At 43.4% G+C, this 24,456-nt stretch carries 26 protein-coding genes, 1 pseudogene and 1 other annotated feature; of the genes and pseudogenes, 24 read left to right on the top strand and 3 right to left on the bottom strand.

Annotated features, from left to right (window positions below; all coding sequences use genetic code 11):
* The first annotated feature begins 129 nt into the window (after positions 1–129).
* The 11 genes and pseudogenes from NE665_RS17685 to NE665_RS17635 all read left to right on the top strand — a co-directional run bounded on the left by NE665_RS17685 (position 130) and on the right by NE665_RS17635 (position 10,054).
* The gene (locus NE665_RS17685; protein WP_117444661.1) at positions 130–1,227 is read left to right on the top strand and encodes an NAD-dependent epimerase/dehydratase family protein; all 1,098 of its coding nucleotides are present in this window, start codon (positions 130–132) and stop codon (positions 1,225–1,227) included.
* A 1,300-nt stretch (positions 1,228–2,527) separates the two neighbouring features.
* Positions 2,528–4,861 (top strand): ABC transporter permease, encoded by a 2,334-nt coding sequence (locus NE665_RS17680; protein WP_117444663.1) that lies wholly within the window; start codon positions 2,528–2,530, stop codon positions 4,859–4,861.
* A gap of 57 nt (positions 4,862–4,918) precedes the next feature.
* A complete protein-coding gene (locus NE665_RS17675) occupies positions 4,919–5,680 on the top strand; it encodes an ABC transporter ATP-binding protein (RefSeq protein ID WP_117444664.1) in 762 nt (253 codons plus the stop codon).
* Between the two features lie 15 nt (positions 5,681–5,695).
* Positions 5,696–6,379 carry a response regulator transcription factor gene (locus NE665_RS17670; protein WP_117444665.1) on the top strand — a complete coding sequence of 228 codons (684 nt, stop codon included), beginning with the start codon at positions 5,696–5,698 and terminating at the stop codon, positions 6,377–6,379.
* Entirely contained in the window at positions 6,363–7,592 is a 1,230-nt protein-coding gene (locus NE665_RS17665) for a HAMP domain-containing sensor histidine kinase (protein WP_117444666.1), read from the top strand. The genes NE665_RS17670 and NE665_RS17665 overlap by 17 nt, the downstream gene beginning before the upstream one ends.
* A 61-nt stretch (positions 7,593–7,653) precedes the next feature.
* Positions 7,654–8,199, top strand: a pseudogene (locus NE665_RS17660) (AAA family ATPase).
* Between the two features lie 29 nt (positions 8,200–8,228).
* Positions 8,229–8,513 carry an AAA family ATPase gene (locus NE665_RS17655; RefSeq protein ID WP_117444668.1) on the top strand — a complete coding sequence of 95 codons (285 nt, stop codon included), beginning with the start codon at positions 8,229–8,231 and terminating at the stop codon, positions 8,511–8,513.
* A gap of 58 nt (positions 8,514–8,571) precedes the next feature.
* A complete protein-coding gene (locus NE665_RS17650) occupies positions 8,572–8,799 on the top strand; it encodes a hypothetical protein (protein ID WP_117444669.1) in 228 nt (75 codons plus the stop codon).
* A 59-nt stretch (positions 8,800–8,858) separates the two neighbouring features.
* Entirely contained in the window at positions 8,859–9,167 is a 309-nt protein-coding gene (locus NE665_RS17645) for a hypothetical protein (RefSeq protein ID WP_220431412.1), read from the top strand.
* Positions 9,151–9,363 (top strand): PD-(D/E)XK nuclease domain-containing protein, encoded by a 213-nt coding sequence (locus tag NE665_RS17640; RefSeq protein WP_233104969.1) that lies wholly within the window; start codon positions 9,151–9,153, stop codon positions 9,361–9,363. The genes NE665_RS17645 and NE665_RS17640 overlap by 17 nt, the downstream gene beginning before the upstream one ends.
* A gap of 133 nt (positions 9,364–9,496) precedes the next feature.
* Positions 9,497–10,054, top strand: a complete 558-nt coding sequence (locus NE665_RS17635; RefSeq protein ID WP_233104777.1) for a GNAT family N-acetyltransferase — start codon at positions 9,497–9,499, stop codon at positions 10,052–10,054.
* Between the two features lie 75 nt (positions 10,055–10,129).
* Here the strand turns inward: NE665_RS17635 and NE665_RS17630 are convergent, their stop codons facing one another.
* Positions 10,130–11,044: a class I mannose-6-phosphate isomerase gene (locus NE665_RS17630; RefSeq protein WP_117444670.1), complete on the bottom strand. Its 915-nt coding sequence runs from the start codon at positions 11,042–11,044 to the stop codon at positions 10,130–10,132.
* Between the two features lie 433 nt (positions 11,045–11,477).
* On the opposite strand from NE665_RS17630, the gene NE665_RS17625 reads away from it, so the two are divergent.
* The 10 genes from NE665_RS17625 to NE665_RS17580 all read left to right on the top strand — a co-directional run bounded on the left by NE665_RS17625 (position 11,478) and on the right by NE665_RS17580 (position 20,233).
* Entirely contained in the window at positions 11,478–11,939 is a 462-nt protein-coding gene (locus tag NE665_RS17625) for a hypothetical protein (protein WP_233104775.1), read from the top strand.
* Between the two features lie 12 nt (positions 11,940–11,951).
* Positions 11,952–12,227 (top strand): PD-(D/E)XK nuclease domain-containing protein, encoded by a 276-nt coding sequence (locus tag NE665_RS17620; RefSeq protein ID WP_233104774.1) that lies wholly within the window; start codon positions 11,952–11,954, stop codon positions 12,225–12,227.
* A gap of 146 nt (positions 12,228–12,373) precedes the next feature.
* Positions 12,374–13,093 (top strand): deoxyribose-phosphate aldolase, encoded by a 720-nt coding sequence (deoC, locus tag NE665_RS17615; protein WP_117444671.1) that lies wholly within the window; start codon positions 12,374–12,376, stop codon positions 13,091–13,093.
* Positions 13,094–13,259: 166 nt separating this feature from the next.
* Positions 13,260–13,516, top strand: a binding site (T-box leader).
* A 45-nt stretch (positions 13,517–13,561) separates the two neighbouring features.
* The gene (gene leuA / locus NE665_RS17610) at positions 13,562–15,256 is read left to right on the top strand and encodes a 2-isopropylmalate synthase (RefSeq protein WP_118654590.1); all 1,695 of its coding nucleotides are present in this window, start codon (positions 13,562–13,564) and stop codon (positions 15,254–15,256) included.
* A gap of 26 nt (positions 15,257–15,282) precedes the next feature.
* Positions 15,283–16,548 carry a 3-isopropylmalate dehydratase large subunit gene (gene leuC, locus NE665_RS17605; RefSeq protein WP_117444672.1) on the top strand — a complete coding sequence of 422 codons (1,266 nt, stop codon included), beginning with the start codon at positions 15,283–15,285 and terminating at the stop codon, positions 16,546–16,548.
* Positions 16,549–16,550: 2 nt separating this feature from the next.
* A complete protein-coding gene (leuD, locus tag NE665_RS17600) occupies positions 16,551–17,042 on the top strand; it encodes a 3-isopropylmalate dehydratase small subunit (protein ID WP_117444673.1) in 492 nt (163 codons plus the stop codon).
* Entirely contained in the window at positions 17,043–18,122 is a 1,080-nt protein-coding gene (gene leuB, locus NE665_RS17595; protein ID WP_117444674.1) for a 3-isopropylmalate dehydrogenase, read from the top strand.
* A 24-nt stretch (positions 18,123–18,146) separates the two neighbouring features.
* Positions 18,147–19,298, top strand: coding sequence for an amidohydrolase (locus NE665_RS17590; protein WP_117444675.1), 1,152 nt, complete (start codon positions 18,147–18,149; stop codon positions 19,296–19,298).
* A 217-nt stretch (positions 19,299–19,515) separates the two neighbouring features.
* Positions 19,516–19,641, top strand: coding sequence for a hypothetical protein (locus NE665_RS17585; protein WP_256302587.1), 126 nt, complete (start codon positions 19,516–19,518; stop codon positions 19,639–19,641).
* A 358-nt stretch (positions 19,642–19,999) separates the two neighbouring features.
* Positions 20,000–20,233, top strand: coding sequence for a hypothetical protein (locus NE665_RS17580; protein ID WP_117444676.1), 234 nt, complete (start codon positions 20,000–20,002; stop codon positions 20,231–20,233).
* A 133-nt stretch (positions 20,234–20,366) separates the two neighbouring features.
* Here the strand turns inward: NE665_RS17580 and NE665_RS17575 are convergent, their stop codons facing one another.
* Complete coding sequence (locus NE665_RS17575) at positions 20,367–21,266, bottom strand: LysR family transcriptional regulator (protein WP_117444677.1); 900 nt, start codon at positions 21,264–21,266, stop codon at positions 20,367–20,369.
* Positions 21,267–21,365: 99 nt separating this feature from the next.
* Between NE665_RS17575 and NE665_RS17570 the strand changes: the two genes are divergently transcribed.
* From NE665_RS17570 to NE665_RS17560, 3 genes are all read left to right on the top strand, one after another.
* On the top strand, positions 21,366–21,935 hold the full coding sequence (locus tag NE665_RS17570; protein WP_178759758.1) for a chromate transporter: 570 nt from the start codon (positions 21,366–21,368) through the stop codon (positions 21,933–21,935).
* On the top strand, positions 21,932–22,504 hold the full coding sequence (locus tag NE665_RS17565; protein WP_117444679.1) for a chromate transporter: 573 nt from the start codon (positions 21,932–21,934) through the stop codon (positions 22,502–22,504). Before NE665_RS17570 ends, NE665_RS17565 begins: the two co-directional genes overlap by 4 nt.
* A 65-nt stretch (positions 22,505–22,569) precedes the next feature.
* Entirely contained in the window at positions 22,570–22,878 is a 309-nt protein-coding gene (locus NE665_RS17560) for a hypothetical protein (RefSeq protein WP_117444680.1), read from the top strand.
* A gap of 162 nt (positions 22,879–23,040) precedes the next feature.
* On the opposite strand, the gene NE665_RS17555 is transcribed toward NE665_RS17560, so the two are convergent.
* Positions 23,041–24,414 (bottom strand): HD domain-containing protein, encoded by a 1,374-nt coding sequence (locus tag NE665_RS17555; RefSeq protein ID WP_117444681.1) that lies wholly within the window; start codon positions 24,412–24,414, stop codon positions 23,041–23,043.
* Positions 24,415–24,456: the final 42 nt, after the last annotated feature.

The following is a 24,456-nucleotide window of genomic DNA, read 5'->3' as shown; positions in this document are numbered from 1 at the left end:
AAATCCACATTCACAATTACACATTTTATCACAACCTGAAGTGATACCAAATAATTCAGGTGGAAAGGAGAACTGGTATATTAAATTTATTACTCATTATATGAGTAACTTAAATATACCAGGAGTATTATGAAAGCACTAATATTTGGAGGTACAGGCGCAATTGGAACACCATTAGTAAAAATGCTTGCAGGAAAAGGATATCAAGTATATGTTACAACAAGAAGTGATAGGATTTCAAAAAATCAAAATATTAAGTATTTAAAGGGAAACGCACATGATTTCTATTTTATACAAGAACTTCTAAAAGATAATCGATATGATATAATTGTAGACTTTATGATTTATCGAACAGAGGAGTTTAATCAGAGAATTATGTTATTGCTTACTTCTACTACACATTATATTTTTTTGAGTTCTAGTCGAGTCTATGCAAATTCAACTTCAGTAATTACTGAAGAGTCACCTCGTTTATTAGATATTTGCAAAGATCAAGAATATCTAAAAACTGATGAATATGCATTAGCAAAGGCTAGACAAGAAGATATATTGTTTACATCTGAATATAAAAATTGGACGATATTACGTCCCTATATAACTTATAATGCTGAGAGACTTCAACTCGCAACATTAGAAAAAGATATATGGTTAAAGAGAGCATTACAGGGAATGAGCATTCCCTTACCCAAAGATGTTGCTATGCATCGGACTACTTTGACATTTGGAGATGATGTGGCGAAAGCAATTATATGCTTAATCGGTAATAGTAATGCAATGCATGAAGCAATACATCTTACAGGTGATGAAGCTATAACATGGGAAGAAATACTTAATATATATAGTAATGCATTAGTAAGGAAAACTGGAAAAAAGCCCAAAATATGGATGCCGAAAAATAGTGATTTTATTGCAGATATAATGGGAAACTATTATCAAATATATTATGATAGAAAATTTGATCGTGTATTTGACAATAGTAAAATGCGTGCAATTTGTTGCAAGGATTTTCAATTCACTCCAATACAAAAGGGCTTGACAAACTGTATTGAAAATTTTATTGATAACCCATCTTTTAAAGAATTAGATGCTGCTGTTATAGCTAAATTTGATTACTATAGCAGAGATGTGACAGCATTAAAAAATTTTACAGGAATAGAACAAAAATTGAAATATATTGCTTGGAGATATGCACCAAAAATAATTAAAATGGTTAAGTCTAATTGTTAGTATTAAAAAAGAAATATTAAAATATGAAAAAAACTTTATCATTTACTTAATTCATGAGGGTACTTGGAATGTATTATTTAGATATTCAGATATGAGTCTACCAGCTATTATTTATGCCCCATTTTATGTTGGTCTTGTGTATATAGCATCTTTTTATATATATGAATTTTATGCATTAATAGAATTAAAATAAATATCCATATAAAGATATATTGAAGCATCGTTTTGTTAAAATATTCATTCCATATATTATTATAGTGATTATATCATTTTTAATTCCTTGTATGTATACTGGTTCTCATCGTGTATTTGCCTTATTCAGTCATATATTTCTATTTAAGATGTTTGCAGAACAATTTGTGAGTAGTTTCGGTATTCAATTCTGGTATATTTCTACCTTATTTCAGTTGTATTTAATTTTTATACCACTTTGTAAAATAAAAGAAAACTTGGAAAATAATAAATTTTTTTTATTATGCTTTTGCATAAGCTTAATATGGTGGATATTCACAGTGATAACCTCTTATTATGAAATTAGAATTTGGAGTAGCTATTTCCTGCAATATTTGTGGGAGTTTGATTTAGGAATTCATTTAGCAAGCTTAGTTCATTGGGGGGGATTAAATATATAAGTAGAATAAGGCTTATAATAATCTGCATATTTTGGACTGGCATTAGAAGCTGTTTTAGCCTTAAGAGGTGGCTGGATAAATTCCTTTAATGATATTTTCGCTGTATTTGGTTATGGAAGCTTAGCAGTTTTATTATGTCAAAATAATGTAGTAAGAAATATTGAGATTTATATTTCAAAAAATATCGTATGAATGGTATCTAACACATATACTGATTTTTACGATTATTTATTATCTTGTTCCTTCTAATGATATTATAACTATATTATTAATAGCGCCTATCGCATTTATTATTAGCTTAATTATTGCGAAACTAACTGAAGATCAAAAGAGAATGAATATGAACATTAAAACATTTTTTGTAAATCATAACTACATGAAACGTATACGACTTCCTGCTTGATGTGGAACACGCACCCAGCATAAATACCATCACTACCACCAATTAAAGAAGATATGGATAACTCTGTATCTTCATTTTTTTTATTTTACCATAATATTTACATAAATTACAAATCTCTGAAATCATTACACCTTTTGTATTCATAGCATCCCTCCTCACATTCCTGTATAATATTACCCATGTTCCCTTATAATTCATCCAACTTTAGGATTTCTTTAGAATTCCTGCGATATACTGAACATACAGAAATGAGAGGTAATCAAAAATGTTGCTGCGACTACTAAAAAACGACCTGCTGCATGGCAAGCTGACCAACTTCATGGTAATGATATTCCTTGCCGTATCCACCATGCTGTCCTGTGCCAGTATAACTTTGATCTATTCGTCACAAAACCAGATATCCTACTTCATGGACGATATGGGAAAGGTGGCTGACTATAACTTTTCCATGATGAACATCACCAAAAAAGACATACAGAAAATTACAGCCTTCATGAAAGCAAAAGACATCGATGCATATCAAATCGAGCATGCTATCACCCTGCCGCTGAGTGTTATGCGCTTCAATGGCACCAACGACCTGGAAAGCTCCGGCTGCTTTGCGACGACCTTGCCAAAGACCTATAATTTTCTATTTGATGAAAACAACAATATCCCGGATATCCAACCAGGTGAGGTCGGCATCCCGCTATCTATGAAGCATCAGCTAAACCTACAGCTGCATGACACCTTCCAGATTTTGCGCGGTACCAGGACCTATACCTATAAAATCACCAGCTTTGTACGTGATTCCGTATACGGCTCTGATATGATGGGACAAAAACGCATCATCCTGCACCCTGCAGATTATCAAATTCAATATGATATCACGCAGGACATTGATCATGCTGTGGTACTCTCGGTAAACGATGGGCCAAACACAAAGCAGCTGGAATATGAAATGCAGAAGGCCAGCTTGCCCAATGCGATTCTTGTAGACAAAGAAACAGCAGAGCTCTCCTTTATGGGAGTCAGCCTCGGCACCAGTGCAATGCTTCTCATGAGTGGCATCATTCTGCTATGCATGTCCTTTTTAATCATTCGCTTCACCATCCTCTTTCAGATAGAAAGCAACTATGCGGAAATCGGGATCATGAAAGCAATCGGATTCCAGCACTCTCAAATCAAGCCACTCTATCTGATGAAATATATGGGTATCACACTTATCGGTGTTATTATAGGATTCTTTACCTCCATTCCGTTTGCTGAGCTGCTGGAAAATATGCAGGCCAGCGTCGTTCCAATTATGCCGGGGAACACAGGCACCTATCTGTCCCTGATCATTGTTATCCTAATCCCGGCACTTGTCTATACCGTGACAACTCTGGTACTGCGAAAGCTGAAAAAGCAAAGCACGATGGATGCCATCCGCAAAGGGAACGAGGGAGAGACTTATAAGGAACACACGCACTTCACACTCGCAAAAACCCGCCTTCACCGCCTTCACAGCTTTCTGGCCTTCAACGATCTCATGACACATAGAAAGCACTTCCTTATGATGGTTATCATCTACGCCTTCTGCATGGTATTGATACTCGTTCCGCTAACCCTTAAGGATGCCTTCCAGAAGGATACCTTTCTGCAAATTCTGAAGATATCAATCGGTGATCTCTACTCCCAGCAAAACGGGGGAAACAGCGTAAAGGATTTGGAAGAAAAACGTGCCATGGTACTCCGCGATTTGAAAGTATACGATGAGAATATCCGTGTCGATCTTGAAACCATGACCAGTGCATCCCTCAGCGATGCTGGTCTGAATACCTCGGTATTTCTCATGAAACGCGCCGATGGGAATACAATCGCCTTTGATTATGGCAAGGCTCCCAAGCTGTCCAATGAGCTTGCACTTTCCACTACACTGGCAAAGCGTTATGGAAAAACTGTCGGCGACTCCATCAGCATGGAATACGAAGGAAAGAAAAATACCTACCTCATCAGCGGTATTTACAGCAGTATGATGAATCTGGGAAACAACATTCTTGCAGGTGATCTTGAATATGAATATGCATATACCGGTTATCTGGTGATTCACCTTTCCCAGGACGAGCTAACCAACCATCAGGTTGCAGAAACTATTAAAAAGGAGTATAAGGGTCTGAAGCTGATTGACAGCAAGCAGATGACGAAATCCTTCAGCGGCGATATGCCGCAGCAGATCACCATGATGTCGGATCTGATTATTTCTATCATTCTGATCATTCTATTTGCTTTGACGATTTTATTCTCCAAGCTGCACATGCTGCGTGCAAAAAAAGCAATCGCTCTAATGCGCAGTATGGGCTATGCCAAACGAAATATCCGCAGATGGCTGTTTGTTCGCTGTATGATTCAGGTACTGTGCGGTCTACTACTGGGTATTCTGTTACACACCTTCTGCATGAACGGACTACTGGAGGCCTATCTGGAATCCATGGGAATGGGGAGCGTAGAGCTGAGAAGTGCTCCACTCAACATGTATGTCCTGTATCCGTTACTGTTTATTCTAGCAGCTATGGCAGCACAATGGATTGTCAACCGTACCATACCGGCATGGAATATCAAAGATTTGAGTGAGGAATAAATACACCGCAACCATATCAAAAATTGAAATACATCAGAAAATCAAGGAGGAAAACGAATGGAAGCAATGATAGAGGTCCGAAAGCTGTGCAAAAGCTTTGTTGTAAATAAAAAACAGAATCATGTCCTGCGCAATGTGAATCTTTCCATTTACAAAGGGGAATTCATCGCCGTTATGGGACCAAGCGGCAGCGGTAAATCCACCCTGCTATATACAATCAGCGGTATGGATCATATCAACTCCGGAACCGTGGAATTTGACCATAAAGAAATCAGCAGGTATAATGAAATGGAAATGGCGAAGCTGCGCCTGCATGAAATGGGATTTATCTTCCAGCAGATGCATTTTCTAAATAACCTGAACATCTATGACAATGTGATACTTCCCGGCTATATGGCAAAGAAACGGAAGCATAAGGAAATCAATGCCTATGCGGATGAGCTGCTGCGGAAATTTCAGATTACTTCAATTGCAGGACACAGCATTCAGGAAGTAAGCGGCGGAGAGCTGCAGCGTGCCTGTATCGCCAGAGCAATGATCAATCAGCCGCAGATTCTGTTTGCGGATGAGCCTACGGGAGCGTTAAACAGCTTTCATGCGAGGGAAGTCATGGATATGTTTTCAAAGGTACATGAGCAGGGAACGACGATTCTGATGGTAACGCATGATGTGAAGGTGGCTTCCTATGCACAGCGCATCTGCTATATCAATGATGGAAAAATTGAAAGCAATCTTGATATCGGTGTGCTGAAGCATGCGGATGAGCTGAAGGAACGGGAAAAAAAGGTATACAACTGGCTGATGGAAAAGGGCTGGTAGAAGGGATGCGTGTGTATGATTGATATTCTTGTTGTTGAGGATAATGATGAGCTGCGAGATGTATTAGAGCGGTTTCTGTTACATGAGGGATATCAGACATGCTGTGTACAGCGGGGAAATGACGCACTTACACTCTTACAGCAGGAGAAGGTGCGTCTTCTTCTCGTTGATATCATGCTGCTGGATATGGACGGCTTTCGCATTTGTACCGAGGCCAGGCAAAGCAGCAATCTTCCCATTATCATCATGAGTGCACGAACGCAGACAAGCGATCAGCTGTTGGGCTATGAGCTGGGAGCGGATGATTATGTAGAAAAGCCCTTTGCCATGGCGGTCATGCTGGCTAAAATCAAAGCTCAGCTGAGAAGAGGCTATGAAATGCAGGAGGAGCGCAATGTGCTGAAGGACGATGATCTTCTGGTAGACATCGAGCGGCGAAGTGTGACATTAAAAGGAAAGCAGCTGGCTCTTTCTGTAAAGGAGTTTGAGCTGCTGGTTCTGCTGCTGAGAAAAAAGCATACAACGCTGCGTAAGGACTATATATTTTCCGCAATCTGGACGGATGCCTCTGAAAGTGAGCTGTCCACGCTGACAACGCATGTCAATACGCTGCGTGAAAAAATAGAAACCGATCCACGTCATCCAAAGCGGCTGATCACCGTATGGGGAGTAGGCTACCGCTATGAAGGCATGGAATAGGCTGACCGTGCTTGTTCCGGCACTGCTTCTGCTGCTTTTGCTGGGATTGAATGGCCTTCTTTTACAGCTGCGTGATGAAACAATACCGGATGAAGCTCTGGTAGAAATCAATCGCATGGCGAAAGAGCTGGAAGAGGGAAAGCAGATGAAAGAGCTTGCTTCATCAGAAATTCAAATAGAGCTGCTTGAACTGAAGAAGACCTCCATGCAATCCTATATGGATCGCTCCCGTACAAGAAGTGTGCTTCTTCCGGCAAAGCAGGAGGGCAGCTTCTATCGCTTTACCTATCGTGTACAGCGCATACCGTCTTCGGTCTTCTGGATTATCAATACCACCCTGCTTGGTGTCATATTGTTTGTTATCTATCTTCTATTCTATATCCGTCGCCAGATCATACAGCCCTTTCATAATATGGAGGCGATGGCAACGGCTTTGAAAAACAGAGACTTCACCTATGTGCTGCCCCAGCAGAAACAGCGGTATTTCGGGAAATTTGTCTGGGCAATCGATGTAATGAAGGAGGAGCTGCGTCATCATGAGGAAAAAGAAACAGCGCTGATGAAGGAAAAGCAAACGATGATTGCCTCTCTTTCCCATGATATCAAGACACCGCTTTCCAACATCCGTCTGTATACGGACGCAATGAAGGAGCACCTGTATGCGGAAGAGCTGATCTGTGAGCGCCTGTATGAAAACTGTGATAAAATTGATCAGTATGTAAAGGAAATCATGCATACGAGCAATGAAGATCTGTTTGATTTTGATGTACTAATGGAAGAGGTCTATCTCCATGATGTGGAAGCCTTGCTGAGGCGGGAACAGGAGCGCATTGAACTGGCACTGATATCCTATGAGCAAGCTCCCTGTAAGGACCAGCTGATCTTTACAGATTTGATCAGGTTACGTGAAGTCATTGGGAATGTTGTTGATAATGCGATGAAATACGGAGATGGAAAATGGATTCACATATCCTTTTATGAAGAAGATCATCACAGTATCCTGAAGATAGAAAATTCCGGCTCCTATATTGACCAAAGTGATGCCGGTGCTATCTTTCAAAGCTTTTACCGGGGAAACAATGTTGCCGGTCATGCAGGAAATGGTCTGGGCTTGTATATCTGTAAGCAGCTGATGCAGAAAATGGATGGCGATATTTTTATGACACAGGAACAGGGGAGTGTGAGCTTTCATCTTGTGCTTGGTACAGTATAGGCCAGTAACAGGATTGAGATTTTCCAATCACGTGGTATGATACCACTAAGGAGCTGATGACATGAAGCGTTTACCGATCGGTGTAGAAGACTTTAAAGAATTGATTGATCATCAATATTATTACATAGATAAAACCATGTTTGTTCAGGTTGTGCTGAAAGAAAAAGTTGTTCTGTATACCAGACCGCAAAGATTCGGGAAACTTTGAACATGAGCAGGCGCTGCCCGCCCAGGCGTGCTGTATTATTTTTTCTCAATCAAACAAAAGGAAAACGCGTCCCTTTTTAACGGGTTAAACATTACCAAAAACAAGACTGCATTACAATATCAAAATCAGTATCCGGTTATCCTGATAACACTTAAGGATATGAAGGATATCAGGTTTCAAAATCAGATTGATATTTTCAAAGTGATCATACGGGAGCTGATAGGTAAATATAAGGATTTACTTACAAGTGAGGGACTGGATGAAATTGATAAAAAACTTCTCAAATGCTATCAGGAAGGTAATGTGAACATTGCTGACTTAAAAAACGGATTGCGCTTTTTAAGTCAATGTCTATATAAACATTATCAGAAGAAAGTAATTATTCTGATTGATGAATAGGCACTGCCCGCCCAAGGCGTGATGTTCCTTTGCAAAATGCGTATTTAAATGCTTATTATGAAGAAATGACAGATTTTCTTGGTGGTATCTTCAGTGCAGTATTGAAAACAAATGAAGTTCTGGAAAAAGGAAATCTAACCGGCTGTCTGCGAATCGCGAAGGAATCTATTTTTACAGGTCTTAATAATTTTAAAGTGAATTCTATCTTTGATGAGGTATCAAGCCAACAATTTGGCTTTTCCTCTACGGAAATAAGTTCACTGTTACAGGATTATCATTTGCGTGAATATCAAAGGGACATAAAAGACTGGTAGGCGCTGCCCGCCCATGGCGTGATGGATACCGGTTTGGGAATCAGGATATTTACAATCCATGGAGTGTATTGATGTATATCTGAACACAAGCAGAAAGACGCCGGTATCCTTTTGGGCAAATACGAGTGGTAATGATATTATTTACCGCTATATAAAAGAAGCTGATGCCACTATGCGACAGGAATTTGAGATATTGTCTTCCGGTGATTATATTGAGAAACCAATGAAGGAAAGTCTGACATATAGAGAAATGGATCAGATCAATCATGTATATAGCTTTTTATGATACACAGGGTATTTGAAAGCCATAGATTGCGTTATGAGGAAAACAGCATATATCGCCTCATGATTCCCAATAAAGAGATTAAAAGGATTTATACTACGATTTTTGAAGAATGGTTCCAGGAACAGGTAAAGGAAATACGTACTGATTTTACAGAAGCATTGCGAAGGGAAGATGTGAATCTGGCGAATGAGCTATTAAATACGATCTTATTTGAATCCATCAGCTATTTTGATTACGATGAAAAATTTTATCATGGCATGCTGGTTGGATTGTTTAGCAACTCAGATTCTTTTGAATCAGGAAACCGGGTTGGGAAGGCTCGCACTGCGCACCTTGAGGTGAGATCTTGCGGTGCTTCCATTCTATAAGAAGAAACGGGGGTTCCTGCTGGTATTAAAGGTTGCCTCAAAAGAGGAAGAGATGGAATATGCAGCAGTTCAGGCATGTGAGCAGATAAAGGATAAGCAGTATCTGGAGGGTTTGCAGAAGAAAGGATATACAGATATTGTAGGATATGGAATCGCATTTTATAAGAAATCATGTCTTATTGTAGCACTTCCATAATGTTTATTTACTATGCAATGTGTGAATAATCTGTAGTTTATGAAAACTGTGATATAACGCTGTCGCAGTTTTTTTGTTATGATGGCTTTGTCACAAGCATAACTTGCAGCTATGTGGCAGGAAGGAGAATGCAATGAATCCATACAGACAATGTCCTATATATCAAGATGAAAATTATCGTATTCGATTCGTAAAACAGAGTGATGCGAATGATTTGTTAAAGGTATACAGTGATCCAAAAACGGTTGCTCTTTGCAATTGTGATAATTGTGAAAATGATTTTTATTATACGAGCAGAGTACGGATGGAACAGGCAATCAATTACTGGATCATAGAATACCAAAGAGAAGGGTTTGTTCGCTGGAGTATTCTGGACTGTGCTTCCTCGACTGCAATCGGGACGATGGAGCTTTTTAAACGTTCAGCAAATGATGCCTATGACAATACGGCTCTACTGCGCCTTGATCTTTTAAGCAAATATGAAGAACAATCCTGTCTTCAAGGGATCCTTTCTTTGATTCTGCCGCATATCTGCGATTTATTCCAGTGCCCGCAGGTTATAACCAAATGTGTGCAGGAAGCAGATAAACGCAGGGCTATATTGCTGGATATGGGATTTTGCCCATCCAGGGAGCCGCTGGTCGGCTGGGATGGCACACGTTATCAGGATTATTATCTGCGAAAGCTATAAGCGGTCTAATATAAAAAACGTGTATACTGGAACCGAAGTTCTGATATACACGTTTTTTTGTAGCTCCTTTCATTCCTAATCCTGTGCTCTCCAATACGGATGGGCTGCCGCAAGGATGCATTCTGCACTTCCTGTAAGCTGAATGCATTCCTCTGGCATAACAAGGATACTACCACCCTGTGACACGGGAAAGGTATCTACCTGAAGATTACCGGAAACCACGGATATCACGGATGCGATGGAATACGGATTCGTATAGCTGCCGGATAAGGTGAGGTGCCGCAAAGAGAACTCCCGCTGATCAAAGCTGCTTCCTTCTGAAAAACTCTGTTTTTGAACATGCAGGGAGGAATCCAGATTCGCAAGTGCTTCCTTCACATGGAGTGGTCTTGTATGACCATGCATATCCTTTCGCTCATAATCATATAAGCGGTAGGTAACGTTGGTAGACTGTTGAATCTCATAAATCAAGGACCCTGCGGTAAGGGCATGCATCATGCCGCTTCGGATATACACAAGGTCATTTTCAGAAACGGGAATATGATCGATTACACCATGGAAATCCTTTTTTTGCAGTGCAGCTTCCACAGCTGTTCGATGACCCGCCTTGTTCTCGGCATACACCCAGCCCTCACTTGGCTTCTCTATGAAATACCAGGCCTCGCTTTTTCCATAGGGCAAGTGCAGCTGCTCTTTTGCATAGGTATCGGTTGGATGAATCTGAAAGCTGACATCCTGTGCACAGGAATCAAAAGCGATGATCAAAGGAAATTCCTCGCCCGCTTCAAGACCAAAGGCAGCAGGATTCTCCTTCACTGCCCTGCGAAGGGTTGTTCGTTCCTTTTTATTATAAATTTCACAGTCGATTCCATCGATTCCACTCAGCGTATACACACAGCCAATCATCTGCGCAGCACGATCTCCCTGATAGGCATGCAGACGCGTATCTCCCCAGAGGGTTTCCATCGTAACGGGACGCACAATATACATAACAATAACCTCCTGACTTCTCCATATCTACTGTGATTGTAGCATATCTCACTATCAGAATATAGTGGTTACCGACATAAAGAACGTAATTCCCTTTTATCTGTCACAGCTGCCGTGATATAATGTAGTTACAGGAGCTGATAGCTATGAAGCATATAACGATTGGCATTGAAAATTTTAAAGAATTGATTGTTGGGGATATTATTATGTAGATAAGACACTGTTTATAAAGGAAGTGTGCAAAGGAAAGGTCGCATTATATACAAGACCAAGACGCTTTCACCGAAATAGTGTCGAAACCTTTAGTATCCGACAAGAGGCGCGCTAGTAGCGGGTAAAACTCTGAATATGAATAGACGCTGCCCGCCCATGGCGTGACGGTTATCTGTTTGGAAACAAAGAGATATACAATCCATGGAGTGTACTGAAATATGTGCTGAAAATCCTGCAGGTAAATGATGTATCGGAATCTTTCTGGGCGAATAATACGAGTGGGAATGATAGTATATACCGTTACATTCAGAAAGCCGCGGATTTTGATATGCTGACATCTGGCGGAAGGATTACACAAACGGTAAGATATGAACTTACCTATCGTGAGATGGATCAGATTAACCATATTTACAGTTTTCTGCTGTTCACAGGCTACCTGAAAGCGATAGCGTGTGTCAATAAAGATAAAGCAGTTTATCAGCTTATGATACCGAATAAGGAAATCAACAGAATCTATACCTCGATATTTGAAGAATGGTTTCAGGAGCAGGTAAAAGCAAAGAGCAGAGAATTGGTAGATGCTTTTCTGAAAGAGGACGTGGAAACCGCAAATGAAGTTTTGAATACCATATTGTTTACATCCATAAGCGATTTCGATTATGATGAAAAATTTTATCATTGAGTGTTGGTTGGTATGCTCAGTGATTATCAAATCGTATCCAATCAGGAAACCGGTAATGGCCGCAGTGATATCATTGTCCTACCGGCCTATAAGAAAAAAAGAGGACTTGTGCTTGAGGTAAAGGTTGCAACAAAAGAAAAGGATATAGAAATAACCGCACAAGGAGCATGCCGTCAGATCAGGGAAATGAAATATATCGATGGTTTACAGGAAAGAGGATATCCGGATATTATAGGATATGGGATTGCTTTTTATAAGAAATCCTGCGTAATTATGCTGGCGAAGTAAAACGCTTTGCTTGATCGGAAGGTGAACCGACATAGTCGCATTGAAGTGAGCATTTCATCTATAGGATACCCCATCCTTCTAGGTAACAACAGGGGTGTGATATATCAATAAGAAAAGGCAGGACTTTTCTGGAAAGGAGAATATTTATGAAACGATGGACAGTAGAAGAGCTGGCAGGGATGATTGATCATACCTATGTCAAGGCAGATGCAACACGCAAACAGATGGAAAAGCTATGTAAGGAAGCCAGAGAATATCATTTCGCGATGGCCGCCATCAATTCTTCACAAACCGCCTTATGTGCAGAATACTTACGGGACAGTGATGTTCATGTGGGGGCTGCAATCGGCTTTCCGCTGGGACAGACAACAATTGCTGCCAAGGTGTTTGAAGCAAAGGATGCCATACAAAACGGAGCGGATGAAATTGATTACATGATCAATTTAACAGAAGTAAAGGCCGGAAACTGGGAGTATGTAAAAGAGGAAATGCAGCGTATCGTTACGGTATGCAGAAACAATGGAAAGCTGTGCAAGGTCATTTTGGAAACCTGTTATCTGACAAAGGATGAAATTAGACAGATTTGTAAAATTGCGGTGGCTGTCAAACCGGATTTTGTGAAAACCTCAACCGGCTTTGGAAGCGCAGGAGCTACTGTGGAGGATGTGGCACTGATGCGCAGGTGTGTCGGTACCGCAGTCAAGGTTAAAGCCTCTGGAGGAATACGGGATGCACGTACATTCAAAAACATGGTTGCCAGTGGAGCTTTGCGTATAGGGACAAGTGCCGGGGTATCCATTGTCAAGGAGCTGCAGACGGAGGCCTTCAAGCACAGCGGTTATATCGCAATACCGGAAGAATATTAGTATGCCCTGTGATTCCATAATATGAGCACAGCTGTCTTCTGTTAAAAAACAGGAGACAGTGATGAAAAGGGAATGAAAATATTTTCACAAAATAATGTAACGGAATTACAAAAATGCATTGACAATTTACAAGAAATGCTATATCCTTTTGATAGTGACTACAAAACCAAAGGCAAGGATCGGGACCAGCATAGGAACCTTCTGCTGTAGAGAGCCGCTGGCTGGTGAAAAGCGGCGCAGAAATCTTATCCACTCACCCGTAAGCTGTAACCTGAACACATCGCTGATGTCAGTAAGCGTTACCGTCTGCTCACACGTTATCGTGAGAACATATTCGAAGTCTGGATATGTGAGGGGAATGATGCTTTTCATCATTCAACAAGAGTGGTACCGCGGAATTGGTGATAAGCTTCCGTCTCTTAGGATAGAGATGGAAGCTTTTTTTGTTACAATAAGGAGGACAGGATGATGGAAGGATATCAGAAGTACAAAAGACAGTATTTTTTACCACCGGAGCCATGTATGGACTGGGCAGGAAAGGAATATATCGAATCCGCACCACAATGGTGCAGCGTGGATTTGCGGGATGGCAATCAGGCATTGATCATACCGATGAGTCTGGATGAAAAAATCGAATTTTTCCAGCTGCTTGTAGAGGTTGGCTTTAAGGAAATTGAAATCGGCTTTCCGGCAGCCAGTCAGACGGAATTTGAATTTCTGCGCAAGCTGATCGATGAGAATTTGATTCCGGAGGATGTAACGATTCAGGTGCTGACACAGGCAAGAGAGCATATTATCCGCAGAACCTTTGAAGCTGTCAGGGGTGCGAAAAATGCGGTGATACATTTATACAATTCCACATCTCTGGCACAGCGAGAACAGGTGTTCAAAAAATCAAAGGAAGAAATTCTGAATATCGCTGTGGAGGGTGCCAGGCTGTTAAAGAAGCTGACAGAGGAGGACGGCGGCAATTACCGCTTTGAATACTCACCGGAAAGCTTTACGGGAACAGAAGTGGAGTATGCTCTGGAGGTCTGCAATGCCGTATTGGATATATGGCAGCCAACCGCAGATAACAAGGTCATCATCAATCTGCCGGTGACTGTGGAAATGAGCATGCCGCATATTTATGCACAGCAGATTGAATACATGTGCAAGCATATGAACTATCGTGAGAATGTTATCGTATCCCTGCATCCGCACAATGACCGCGGATGTGGCGTTGCGGATACGGAAATGGGTATTCTGGCAGGTGCTGACCGCATCGAGGGAACGCTGTTTGGCAACGGGGAGCGTACCGGAAATGTGGATATTATTACACTTGCAATGAACATGTATGCGATGGGTGTCGATCCCAAGCTAAACTTCACGGATATGCCGCATATCGTCGAGGTCTATGAGCGCTGTACCCGCATGCAGGTGCACATGCGTCAGCCCTATGCGGGACAGCTGGTATTCGCAGCCTTCTCCGGCTCTCATCAGGATGCCATCGCCAAAGGCATGCATTACCGTGATGCACAGGATCCCGAGCACTGGACTGTACCGTATCTGCCAATCGATCCAAGAGATGTCGGACGTGTATATGAAACAGATGTTATCCGCATCAACTCACAGTCCGGTAAGGGCGGCATCGGCTATATGCTGGAGGAATACTACGGCTATGATCTGCCATCCGATATGCGCGAGCAGGTTGGCTATTTTATGAAGGATGTATCCGACCATGAGCACAAGGAGCTGCTGCCAAATGAGATCAACGATCTGTTCCAGAAGGAATACATGAATGTCAATGCGCCGTATGCGCTGAATGATTATCATTTCGTACGTCAGGGTGATATCGTAACCGTAACGATGAATATCACCTATGAGGGAAAATCGCAGTTCATCACCGCTATGGGAAACGGACGTCTCGATGCTGTCAGCAATGCCCTTCGCGATAATATGAACCTGACCTTCGACATTCTGGATTACAAGGAGCATGCGGTAAGCAAGGGCTCCACATCCAGAGCGGTATCCTATGTAAAAATCATCGACTGCCGCAAAAAGGATCAATGGGGTGTGGGACTGCATGACGATATCATCGCATCCAGTGTACAGGCATTATTTTCTGCCATCAACCGTGCAGTAGCACAGCGCCGTGAGGCAGAAAAAGACGCAGAAGCGTAAACAATAACAGCAGGAGGAAAACCATTATGGGAATGACAATGACACAGAAAATTCTGGCAGCACATGCCGGTCTGGATCACGTAGAGGCAGGACAGCTGATCGAAGTGAATCTGGATATGGTACTGGGAAATGATATCACATCACCAGTCGCTATCAAGGAATTTGAAAAATATGGCTTTACACAGGTATTTGATCCCGGGAAAATCAGCATGGTAATGGATCATTTTGCGCCAAACAAGGATATCAAGGCAGCCCAGCAGTGCAAGGCTTGCCGTACCTTTGCCTATGCAAAGAACATCGAACACTTTTACGATGTCGGAGAAATGGGAATCGAGCATGCTTTGCTTCCGGAAAAGGGAATTGTAGGTCCTGGGGAATGCATCATCGGTGCTGACTCCCATACCTGTACGTATGGAGCGCTGAATGCTTTTTCAACCGGTGTGGGCAGTACGGATATGGCCGCAGGCATGGCTACCGGCAAATGCTGGTTCAAAATCCCGGAAGCTATCAAATTCGATCTGCGTGGAAAGCTTGCTCCGCATGTCAGCGGAAAGGATGTTATTTTACACATCATCGGCATGATCGGTGTGGATGGCGCTTTGTATAAATCCATGGAATTCAGCGGTATCGGTTTACAGAGTCTGAGCATGGATGATCGCTTATGCATGGCAAATATGGCAATCGAAGCCGGTGCGAAAAACGGAATTTTCGCCTTCGATGAGATTACGGAGGCTTATGTCAAGGATCGTGTAAATCGCCCGTATGTTACTTATGAAGCAGATGCGGATGCAGAGTATTGCAATGTTTATCATCTGGATTTAAGCCAGATCACGCATACCGTAGCCTTTCCACATCTGCCGGAAAACACGAGAACGATTGATGAAATCAAAGAGCCTGTGGTGATTGATCAGGTTGTCATCGGCTCCTGTACGAATGGACGTCTGTCTGATATGGCAGAGGCTGCACAGATTCTGAAGGGAAAGCATGTAGCCAAGGGAGTGCGTGCCATCATCATTCCGGCAACACAGGAAATTTACAAGCAGTGCATACAACTCGGCTATACGGAAATCTTCATCGATGCAGGCTGCGTGGTATCCACACCGACCTGTGGACCATGCCTGGGCGGCTATATGGGAATTCTGGCAGAGAATGAACGCTGTGTTGCGACGACCAATCGGAACTTTGTCGGCCGTATGGGGCATGTGGATTCCGAGGTATATCTGGCAAGTCCGGCTGTAGCTGCAGCCAGTGCCATCATGGGCAGAATCGCAGCACCAAAGGAGGTAGCGTAAGCATGAATGCAAATGGAACAGCACATAAATACGGAGATAATGTTGATACTGATGTTATCATTCCCGCAAGATATCTGAATACCAGCGATCCCTTGGAGCTGGCAGAAAAATGCATGTGTGATATCGATGCGGACTTTGTAAAGAAAATCAAACCGGATGATATTATGGTGGCAGGCTTCAATTTCGGTTGCGGAAGCAGTCGTGAGCATGCGCCGATCGCCATCAAGGCAAGCGGCATCTCCTGCGTTATCGCGAAAAGCTTTGCGCGTATCTTCTACCGCAATGCGATCAACATCGGGCTGCCGATTCTGGAATGTGTAGAGGCAAGCGAGCGTATTGATGACAAGGATGAGGTCGAAATCAACTTCGATACCGGAGAAATTATAAATAAGACAAAAAACGAAACCTATCAGGCACAGCCGTTCCCTGCATTTATTCAAAACATCATGCAACATAACGGATTACTGAATGCTATTAAAGAGGGGGGAAAGTAAATGGAGAAGCATATTGCGGTGATACCGGGAGATGGTATCGGTCCGGAAATCGTCAAAGAGGCAGTCAAGGTACTGGATGTGATAGCAAAAACATACGGACACAGCTTTGTATACACAGAAGTGGATGCCGGAGGCTGCGCCATTGATAAATACGGAACCTCTCTGCCACAGGAAAGCCTGGATGCGGCCCTTGCCAGTGACAGTGTGCTGCTGGGGGCAGTTGGCGGACCGAAATGGGATCATGTCGACCCATCCATTCGTCCGGAGAAAGCATTGCTGAGTATTCGCAAGGAGCTTGGCCTGTATGCTAATCTGCGTCCTGCGAAAATCTTTGCGGAATTATCCGATGCCTCTCCGCTGCGCAGGTATATCGTCGCAAACGGAATTGATTTTATGGTGGTTCGGGAATTGATCGGCGGTGTATATTTCGGAGAAAAAAGCACAGTAGAGAAAAACGGAGAGCTGTATGCCAGTGACAACATGTGCTATTATGCGCACGAAATCCGCAGAATTGCCCATACAGCATTTCAGACGGCTCGTAAAAGGGGACGCCGCGTTATTTCCGTAGATAAGGCAAATGTACTTGACACCTCCCGTTTATGGCGTAAAATCGTAAGTGAAGTCGCCATGGAATATCCGGATGTAACCCTTTCTCATATGCTGGTGGATAATGCCGCAATGCAGATTGTGAAGGATCCATCCCAGTTTGATGTCGTGGTGACAGAAAATATGTTCGGAGATATCCTGAGTGATGAGGCCAGCATGATCACCGGCTCCATCGGTCTGATACCGAGTGCATCCCTTGGGGAAACAAAGCGCGGTATGTATGAGCCGATTCACGGCTCTGCTCCGGATATCGCAGGTCAAAACATCGCCAATCCGATCGGTACAATTCTGGCAGCCGGCATGATGCTGAAGTATGCCTTTGATATGGATCAGGAGGCTGCGGTAATCGAGGCAGCTGTGGAAGAGGCACTTCGTCTGGGCTATCGAACAAAGGATATTATGGAGGATGGTAAAACATACCGGACTTGTTCCCAGATGGGAGATACGATTGCAGAACTGATTACGAACGCATAGGAAGTGCAAAGGAGAGCAGACAACATGTTGATTAAGAATGGAAGAATTCATACGATGGCCGCAAGCGGAACTATACAGGCCGATATTCGCGTGCAAAATGGAAAAATTGCGGCAGTGGGTGAAAATCTGAAAGAGGAAATTGGAGAACTGATCATTGACGCATCCGGGAAACAGGTGTTCCCTGGAATGGTGGAAGCACATTGTCATTTGGGGATGGAGGAAAGTGCCATCCGCGGGGAAGGGGACGATGTGAATGAAATGAGTGATCCGATCACGCCGCAGGTGCGAGCAATCGACGGCTGCAACCCGCTGGATGAAACGATCATCAATGCCCGCAATGCAGGTATTACAACCGTAGCCGCAGGTCCGGGAAGCGCCAATGTCATCGGGGGTACCTTTATGGCCTATAAAACACACGGCGTCAGCATTGATGAAATGGTGATACAGAATCCGGTAGCGATGAAATGCGCCTTTGGTGAGAATCCAAAGCGTGTCTATCAGGACAGCCGTATCAAAACCAGAATGAATATCGCGGCACTGCTGCGGGAAACGCTGGCAAAAACGAAGGAATATATCGCAAAAAAGGAAGCCGCTCAGAATGATCCACTGAAACTGCCGGCCTATGATATGAAGCTGGAGGCGATGATTCCGGTCATCAAAAAGGAACTGCCGTTAAAATGCCACGCGCATCGTGCGGATGATATTCTGACGGTGATACGAATCGCAAAGGAATTTGATGTCAACGTGACGCTTGATCATTGTACGGATGGAGAGGTTATCAAGGCACAGGTAAAGGCAAGCGGATATCCGGCCATCGTCGGACCATCCCTGACTCATAAATCGAAATTTGAGCTGGCAAACAAGTCCTTTACGACGCCGGGTGTTCTGTGCAAAGAAGGTGTTCTGATCGCCATTACGACGGATTCACCGGTCGTGCCACAGGAATATCTGCCATTGTGTGCAGCACTAGCTATGAAGGACGGGCTGCCAGAGGAAGAGGCATTAAAAGCAATCACTATCAATCCGGCAAAAATTCTCGGTCTGGAGAAACGCATCGGCAGCATCGAGGAGGGCAAGGATGCCGATCTTATCATCTGTGACAGCTCCTTGCTGGATACACAAAACGTTATCAGCTATACGATTATCAATGGGGAAATCGCCTATCAAAGAGCTTAGGCGGTTACATAAGCTAAAAAATCCGTTTGGTAAAGGAAGGAGTGCTTCCATGGTCATACACAGACCGTAAGCGCTCCTTTTTCAATGATGCTAAAGCGATAATTGCAGCCATACACGATCTGAGATCAGTGCGAATCCGATTGACCGTAACCCTGTGCCACTGTGCTATTTTTTGTACATGCTTGCACCCATCCTTTTTTCCTGACAAGGAACTGAAATGCTGTCAGGTATAGAAAAGCAGCCGGTAATCATCAAGCAGAGAAAAGCCGCTATGGATCAATTCGCCAAATGGATACGGCTGTCGCATAAGACGATCACAGCGTATGGGGTTTTCGATAGTTGATCATGACAGCTTGTGTTGACATGCGGTCAGCAATTCTGAAAAAACTATCGTTTCTATGGCTTTCCTGCTGCCTCTTGCCTCTGCAGGTAATCATGTAATATCAGAAAAAACGCAAATGCGTCTTATGCGAAAGCTAAAATTTCCATTTTTTTCGTAATTTGTAATGGAAATATTGTAAATGACTGGCAATTCTTTTATAATATCAATGGATGTATATAAAAAAGCATACTTTATGAAATAGGCAAGATTTCCGCGAAAAGCGCCGTTTTTTAAACAAAATAAAGGAAAAATCATAAAAAAACACACTGTCTATTTACGTATAATTTTATAGATATACACAAGGAAATGGGGCGAAGCCATGAAGGATGCACTGCTGGATTATATATTTGAAAACTGTGATGCTGCTTATATTTCTGATCTTCGACAGAGGATGATATTTCAGGAATATGCGGACATGATTCTAGGGATAGAGGATTCTAAATTCACAGCCGAGGAATGGAATTATGTGTACCAGTATCTAACAGGAGCAAATGCTGTGTTTTCTACTGTAGCTGAGGTGAAGAAAGCTTTGCAATCCTGGATGCAGGCATGACGGAAAATGCGATAAGCATGCTATCATATTATTCATAATATACAAGAAAGAGGGTTCACGATCAGGTAACGATCAGTTTGAAGTCTCTTTTTTGTATGCCAATACCCCTTTCATGATTGAGCCCTCCCATATGCTATGATTCCTTCGATTGGATTTCAGCACAAACCCGACGGCAGGTGGTGATGAAATCCTGTAAGCCGGCATGCAGATGCTTGTTTGCGTGATAGATGATGTAATAATCCCTTTGAAAGGAAACATCCGATAAATACAAACGGGTGACAATGCCTGTTTCCAGCTCAGCCTTTACCATCTGATAGGGAAGGATGGAGATACCGAAACCAAATTGTACACCCTTAACCAGTGCTCTGGTACTGGCGCTCTCCCATATGGGATGCAGCTGGATGTCATGCACCTTCATGATGGAGTCCAGTATTTCCCTTGTACCGCTGCCTTTTTCCCGCAGTAAAAACGGCTCCTGTGCAATGTCCTGCAGGCACAGCTCCTGTTTTTTTGTCAGGGGATGCTCTCTGGCACAAATAACGGCCAGCTCATCCTTGAAAAACGATATCTTTTGAATATGCTCATGGGTTGGTATACCTTCAATCAATGCCAGATCCAGCTTATTGGAAACGATTGACTCCTCAAGAATCGTGGAATTCTCGATGAGTATCTGCGTCTGTCGCTTTGGATACTGCTGCTTGTAGCTGTACAGGCATTCACAAAGCAGACTGTTGGCAATCGTGATACTGGAGCCGATGGACATGCTTTCCATATCACTCCAGTGCTCCATACTGTTCTCCATTTCATCAAACAAGGAGGTGATGTGGCTGGCGTATTTGAGAAAGCGTTCACCATCATCTGTCAGATATAATTTGCGGGAAATTCTGTCAAACAGCTGCAGCTGATAATATTCCTCCAGCTCCCGTATGGCAAGGGATACCGAGGGCTGTGCGATATGCAGCTTTTCAGCAGCCTTTGTGATACTCCCCCAGGTGCATACCGCAACGAAGATACGTAAATGTCGCAGGGTCATGGAAATCTCCTTTCATAATAATAAATTATAAAATATATATAATAATACTATTTTCATTATGAAATGACAAGGACTATAATAGTAGGGAAGGTGATGAAAATGGAGAAAAATGCAAAAATGTACGGAAAATTATTTTCTTCCGTGTTTATGTTAAGTGCCTGTACCTTTGGTGGAGGCTATGTGATCGTACCATTGATGAGAAAGAAATTTGTTGAGGATCTGCATTGGATCGAAGAGGGAGAGATGATGGATCTGGTGGCCATTGCCCAATCCTCCCCCGGAGCAATCGCTGTCAATGCCTCAATCAGTATCGGCTATCGCTGTGCAGGCATTCTGGGGGCAATCGTTGCGGTAATTGGAACGGTGCTGCCTCCGCTTGTGATTTTAACAGTGATATCCTACTGCTATGAGGCGTTTATTCAGATACGCTGGATACAGCTTATGCTGTTTGGGATGCAGGCAGGAGTGGTTGCGACCATCTGCGATGTGGTATGGACGATGGGCAGGGAGGTCTGGAGTCAGCCGCAGAAGGTGTATGTGCTCATTATGCTGGCAGCGTTTGTTTGCAATGTGATGTTTGATGTCAATCTGCTCATTATCATCCTGGTGTGTGGAGCACTGGGCTATATGATTGAGCGTGCGATGAAAAAGGAGGGTGGTCTGCAATGACGTTGTTACAGCTGCTGCTGAGCTTTCTGCAAATCGGACTTTTGAGTATCGGCGGAGGGTATGCGGCACTTCCGATAATTCAGGATCAGGTCGTTGCCATGCATGGCTGGCTGAGCATGCGGGAGTTTGCGGATATCCTGACCATTTCACAGATGACCCCGGGGCCGATTGCAATCAATGCGGCCAGCTTTGTCGGAACCAAGATTGCCGGCCTTCCCGGGGCTTTGGTAGCATCTCTTGGTGTTGTACTGCCCAGCTTTGTCATTGTCCTGACGCTGTCCTTTCTGTATTATAAATATCGGCAGCTGGATGCTATACAGGCAGTACTGAAGGGACTTCGTCCTGCTGTGGTCGCATTGATTGCCTCTGCGGGCGTGTCGTTGGGAATTGATGCCTTCTGGGGAGGAAAAGCGATTTCTCTTGCTGATTTAAACATAGAAAGCGTGCTGCTGTTTGCACTGGGATTTCTTCTGTTGAGAAAATATAAAAAGAGTCCGATAACCGTAATGCTGCTGTGTGGTGTGCTGGCAGTCGGCTATGGATTCCTGAGTGGAAGTCTTGCTTTTTAGAAATTGTTACATTCATGATGTAACAATATGCAGTACGATAGCATTGTCAGAAAGGATGATGCTATATGAGTTGCGGATTACAGATTCACAAACAGGCCGTTATGATAGAATACTATCTCAATCAGGCAGTAAACAAGGTGCGGGGGCAGAGAAACTGTTCTCTTGCTGATATCACGATGGTATACGACCAGCCGATTCGCCTTACTGCGGATATCCTCAGTGAATTGCAGGATAAGGTGCGAAATGAGACCGAGCTGAAAACCATCCAGGATATCAAAACCAAATACTGTACGTATCAGGGATACATCCTGTCACAGCTGGATGAAGAGGTATGTGAGAATCTGGTGGATGATCTGAAGCGTTTAAGTGAATGAGAGCACCGGAGATGAATACCTGTCAGGCTTGCAAAAGGAGGCTTTCCAATAGGGGCGCCTCCTTTTTGGTACAGCAAGCGGATCATAGCGTTAGCTGGTGAACGTTGAAAACGCCATATGCTATCCGTTATCGCAATACTGTATAGGAGCTCTCCTGTTTCTTTAATCAGAGCTGTCAAGTGTGCAGGCTTCTGCATTTCTTTTCAATTCTTCAAGCAGCTGTTCTTTGGTATTTCGGGAAGGATCCTGCATCGCGTAGTCCAGAAGCATATGCAGTGCGGTTTTGATCTGTTTGCCGCGCAGACCGCAATCCATCATGTCTCTGCCATTCACCGCAAGTGTCTGTAGGCTGAGAAGCTCCTCTTCAGCGTGCATCTTCAGCAGCAGCTCCTTGCATTGCCGGATGAGCTGGACCCCGTTTGCGGCCAGCTCCGGATTTTTCGCCAGCTGGTCTGCGAGCTGTACATCCAATGCCAGTAAGGCATCCGGCAGCTGATTATCAAATTTTGACAGATATCTGCGCAGGGTGCTTTTTTTCGGTGTGAGATTGTAATCATGATATGCAATGCAGCGCAAAACACGATGTATGGTTTTGTTGTCATAGCGAAGCTCCTTCAGCCAATGTTTTGCAAGCTCAACGGATTTCTGCGCATGACCGTAATAGTGAGAGATGCCATCGGCATCAAAAGCTTCACATGCCGGTTTGCCTACGTCATGAAAAATGATGGCTAGCTTGCCCTCCAATGGCATTCCTGCCGTGTGGTTCAGTGCCACGTCGGTATGCGTGAATACATCATATATATGCCAGGGATTGTTCTGTTCTTTATTCATCAACCTCGTATAGCCTGCCGCAATCGCATCCAATACCCGCATATCCTTTAACAGCTGTAATGTATCCGGATAATCCTGCAGCAGGATACGGTTGAATTCCTCACGAATACGTTCTCTGGATATATAGGAGAGCAGATGGGCATGGGTGCGTATTGCCTGCGCGGTTTCTTCCTCGATTGCAAAGTGCAGCGTACAGTGAAAGCGCAGTGCACGAAGAATGCGCAGGGCATCCTCCTGCATTCTTTCAGAAGCATTCCCCACACAGCGAATGATTTTTCTGGCGATGTCTGCCTGACCATGATAAGGGTCATGAAAGCCCCGCTTCGGATGCCAGGCGATTGCATTCATTGTGAAATCACGCCGTTTTAAATCCTCATCGAGATCTGAGGTGAAGCGGACTGCTTTTGGACTGCGGTGATCTGTATAAGCACTTTCTGTACGATAGGTAGTGATTTCAACCGGCTCATCCTGTACAAGGACTGTTACAGTACCATGCTTCAAGCCGCTTGGTATGACACGGTAGCCGTATTTCCTGAACAGCGCCATCACCTCATACGGCGTAGCATCCGTTGTGATATCATAATCATGCAGCTCTCGTTCCATCAGCATATCACGTACACAGCCTCCCACCAGCCAGGCTTCCTTATGGATGGTAGGAAAGAGCTGTAACACCATTTGAATATGGGAATCGTTTATTGTTTTCATAGCATTCTCCTTACTGCTATTATATAATGAATACAGTGGTGA

Origin of the sequence: Clostridium sp. DFI.1.208 (genome assembly GCF_024463855.1) — a bacterium.
Lineage (GTDB): Bacteria > Bacillota_I > Bacilli_A > Erysipelotrichales > Erysipelotrichaceae > Clostridium_AQ.
Note: the sequence above shows the minus strand (reverse complement) of the source record. Positions and strands in the feature narration are given on the sequence as shown.

What these genes read in the sequence shown, in the direction of transcription:
- leuA (WP_118654590.1), top strand. Translation starts at nt 13,562, where the DNA reads ATGGAAGGATATCAGAAGTACAAAAGACAGTATTTTTTACCACCGGAG.
- NE665_RS17680 (WP_117444663.1), top strand. Translation starts at nt 2,528, where the DNA reads ATGTTGCTGCGACTACTAAAAAACGACCTGCTGCATGGCAAGCTGACC.
- NE665_RS17670 (WP_117444665.1), top strand. Translation starts at nt 5,696, where the DNA reads ATGATTGATATTCTTGTTGTTGAGGATAATGATGAGCTGCGAGATGTA.
- NE665_RS17580 (WP_117444676.1), top strand. Translation starts at nt 20,000, where the DNA reads ATGAAGGATGCACTGCTGGATTATATATTTGAAAACTGTGATGCTGCT.
- NE665_RS17635 (WP_233104777.1), top strand. Translation starts at nt 9,497, where the DNA reads ATGAATCCATACAGACAATGTCCTATATATCAAGATGAAAATTATCGT.
- NE665_RS17685 (WP_117444661.1), top strand. Translation starts at nt 130, where the DNA reads ATGAAAGCACTAATATTTGGAGGTACAGGCGCAATTGGAACACCATTA.
- NE665_RS17590 (WP_117444675.1), top strand. Translation starts at nt 18,147, where the DNA reads ATGTTGATTAAGAATGGAAGAATTCATACGATGGCCGCAAGCGGAACT.
- NE665_RS17560 (WP_117444680.1), top strand. Translation starts at nt 22,570, where the DNA reads ATGAGTTGCGGATTACAGATTCACAAACAGGCCGTTATGATAGAATAC.
- NE665_RS17620 (WP_233104774.1), top strand. Translation starts at nt 11,952, where the DNA reads ATGCTCAGTGATTATCAAATCGTATCCAATCAGGAAACCGGTAATGGC.
- NE665_RS17570 (WP_178759758.1), top strand. Translation starts at nt 21,366, where the DNA reads ATGGAGAAAAATGCAAAAATGTACGGAAAATTATTTTCTTCCGTGTTT.
- NE665_RS17675 (WP_117444664.1), top strand. Translation starts at nt 4,919, where the DNA reads ATGGAAGCAATGATAGAGGTCCGAAAGCTGTGCAAAAGCTTTGTTGTA.
- NE665_RS17650 (WP_117444669.1), top strand. Translation starts at nt 8,572, where the DNA reads ATGGAGTGTATTGATGTATATCTGAACACAAGCAGAAAGACGCCGGTA.
- deoC (WP_117444671.1), top strand. Translation starts at nt 12,374, where the DNA reads ATGAAACGATGGACAGTAGAAGAGCTGGCAGGGATGATTGATCATACC.
- NE665_RS17645 (WP_220431412.1), top strand. Translation starts at nt 8,859, where the DNA reads ATGATTCCCAATAAAGAGATTAAAAGGATTTATACTACGATTTTTGAA.
- leuD (WP_117444673.1), top strand. Translation starts at nt 16,551, where the DNA reads ATGAATGCAAATGGAACAGCACATAAATACGGAGATAATGTTGATACT.
- NE665_RS17665 (WP_117444666.1), top strand. Translation starts at nt 6,363, where the DNA reads ATGAAGGCATGGAATAGGCTGACCGTGCTTGTTCCGGCACTGCTTCTG.
- NE665_RS17555 (WP_117444681.1), bottom strand. Translation starts at nt 24,414, where the DNA reads ATGAAAACAATAAACGATTCCCATATTCAAATGGTGTTACAGCTCTTT.
- leuB (WP_117444674.1), top strand. Translation starts at nt 17,043, where the DNA reads ATGGAGAAGCATATTGCGGTGATACCGGGAGATGGTATCGGTCCGGAA.
- NE665_RS17585 (WP_256302587.1), top strand. Translation starts at nt 19,516, where the DNA reads ATGCTGTCAGGTATAGAAAAGCAGCCGGTAATCATCAAGCAGAGAAAA.
- NE665_RS17565 (WP_117444679.1), top strand. Translation starts at nt 21,932, where the DNA reads ATGACGTTGTTACAGCTGCTGCTGAGCTTTCTGCAAATCGGACTTTTG.
- NE665_RS17575 (WP_117444677.1), bottom strand. Translation starts at nt 21,266, where the DNA reads ATGACCCTGCGACATTTACGTATCTTCGTTGCGGTATGCACCTGGGGG.
- NE665_RS17630 (WP_117444670.1), bottom strand. Translation starts at nt 11,044, where the DNA reads ATGTATATTGTGCGTCCCGTTACGATGGAAACCCTCTGGGGAGATACG.
- leuC (WP_117444672.1), top strand. Translation starts at nt 15,283, where the DNA reads ATGGGAATGACAATGACACAGAAAATTCTGGCAGCACATGCCGGTCTG.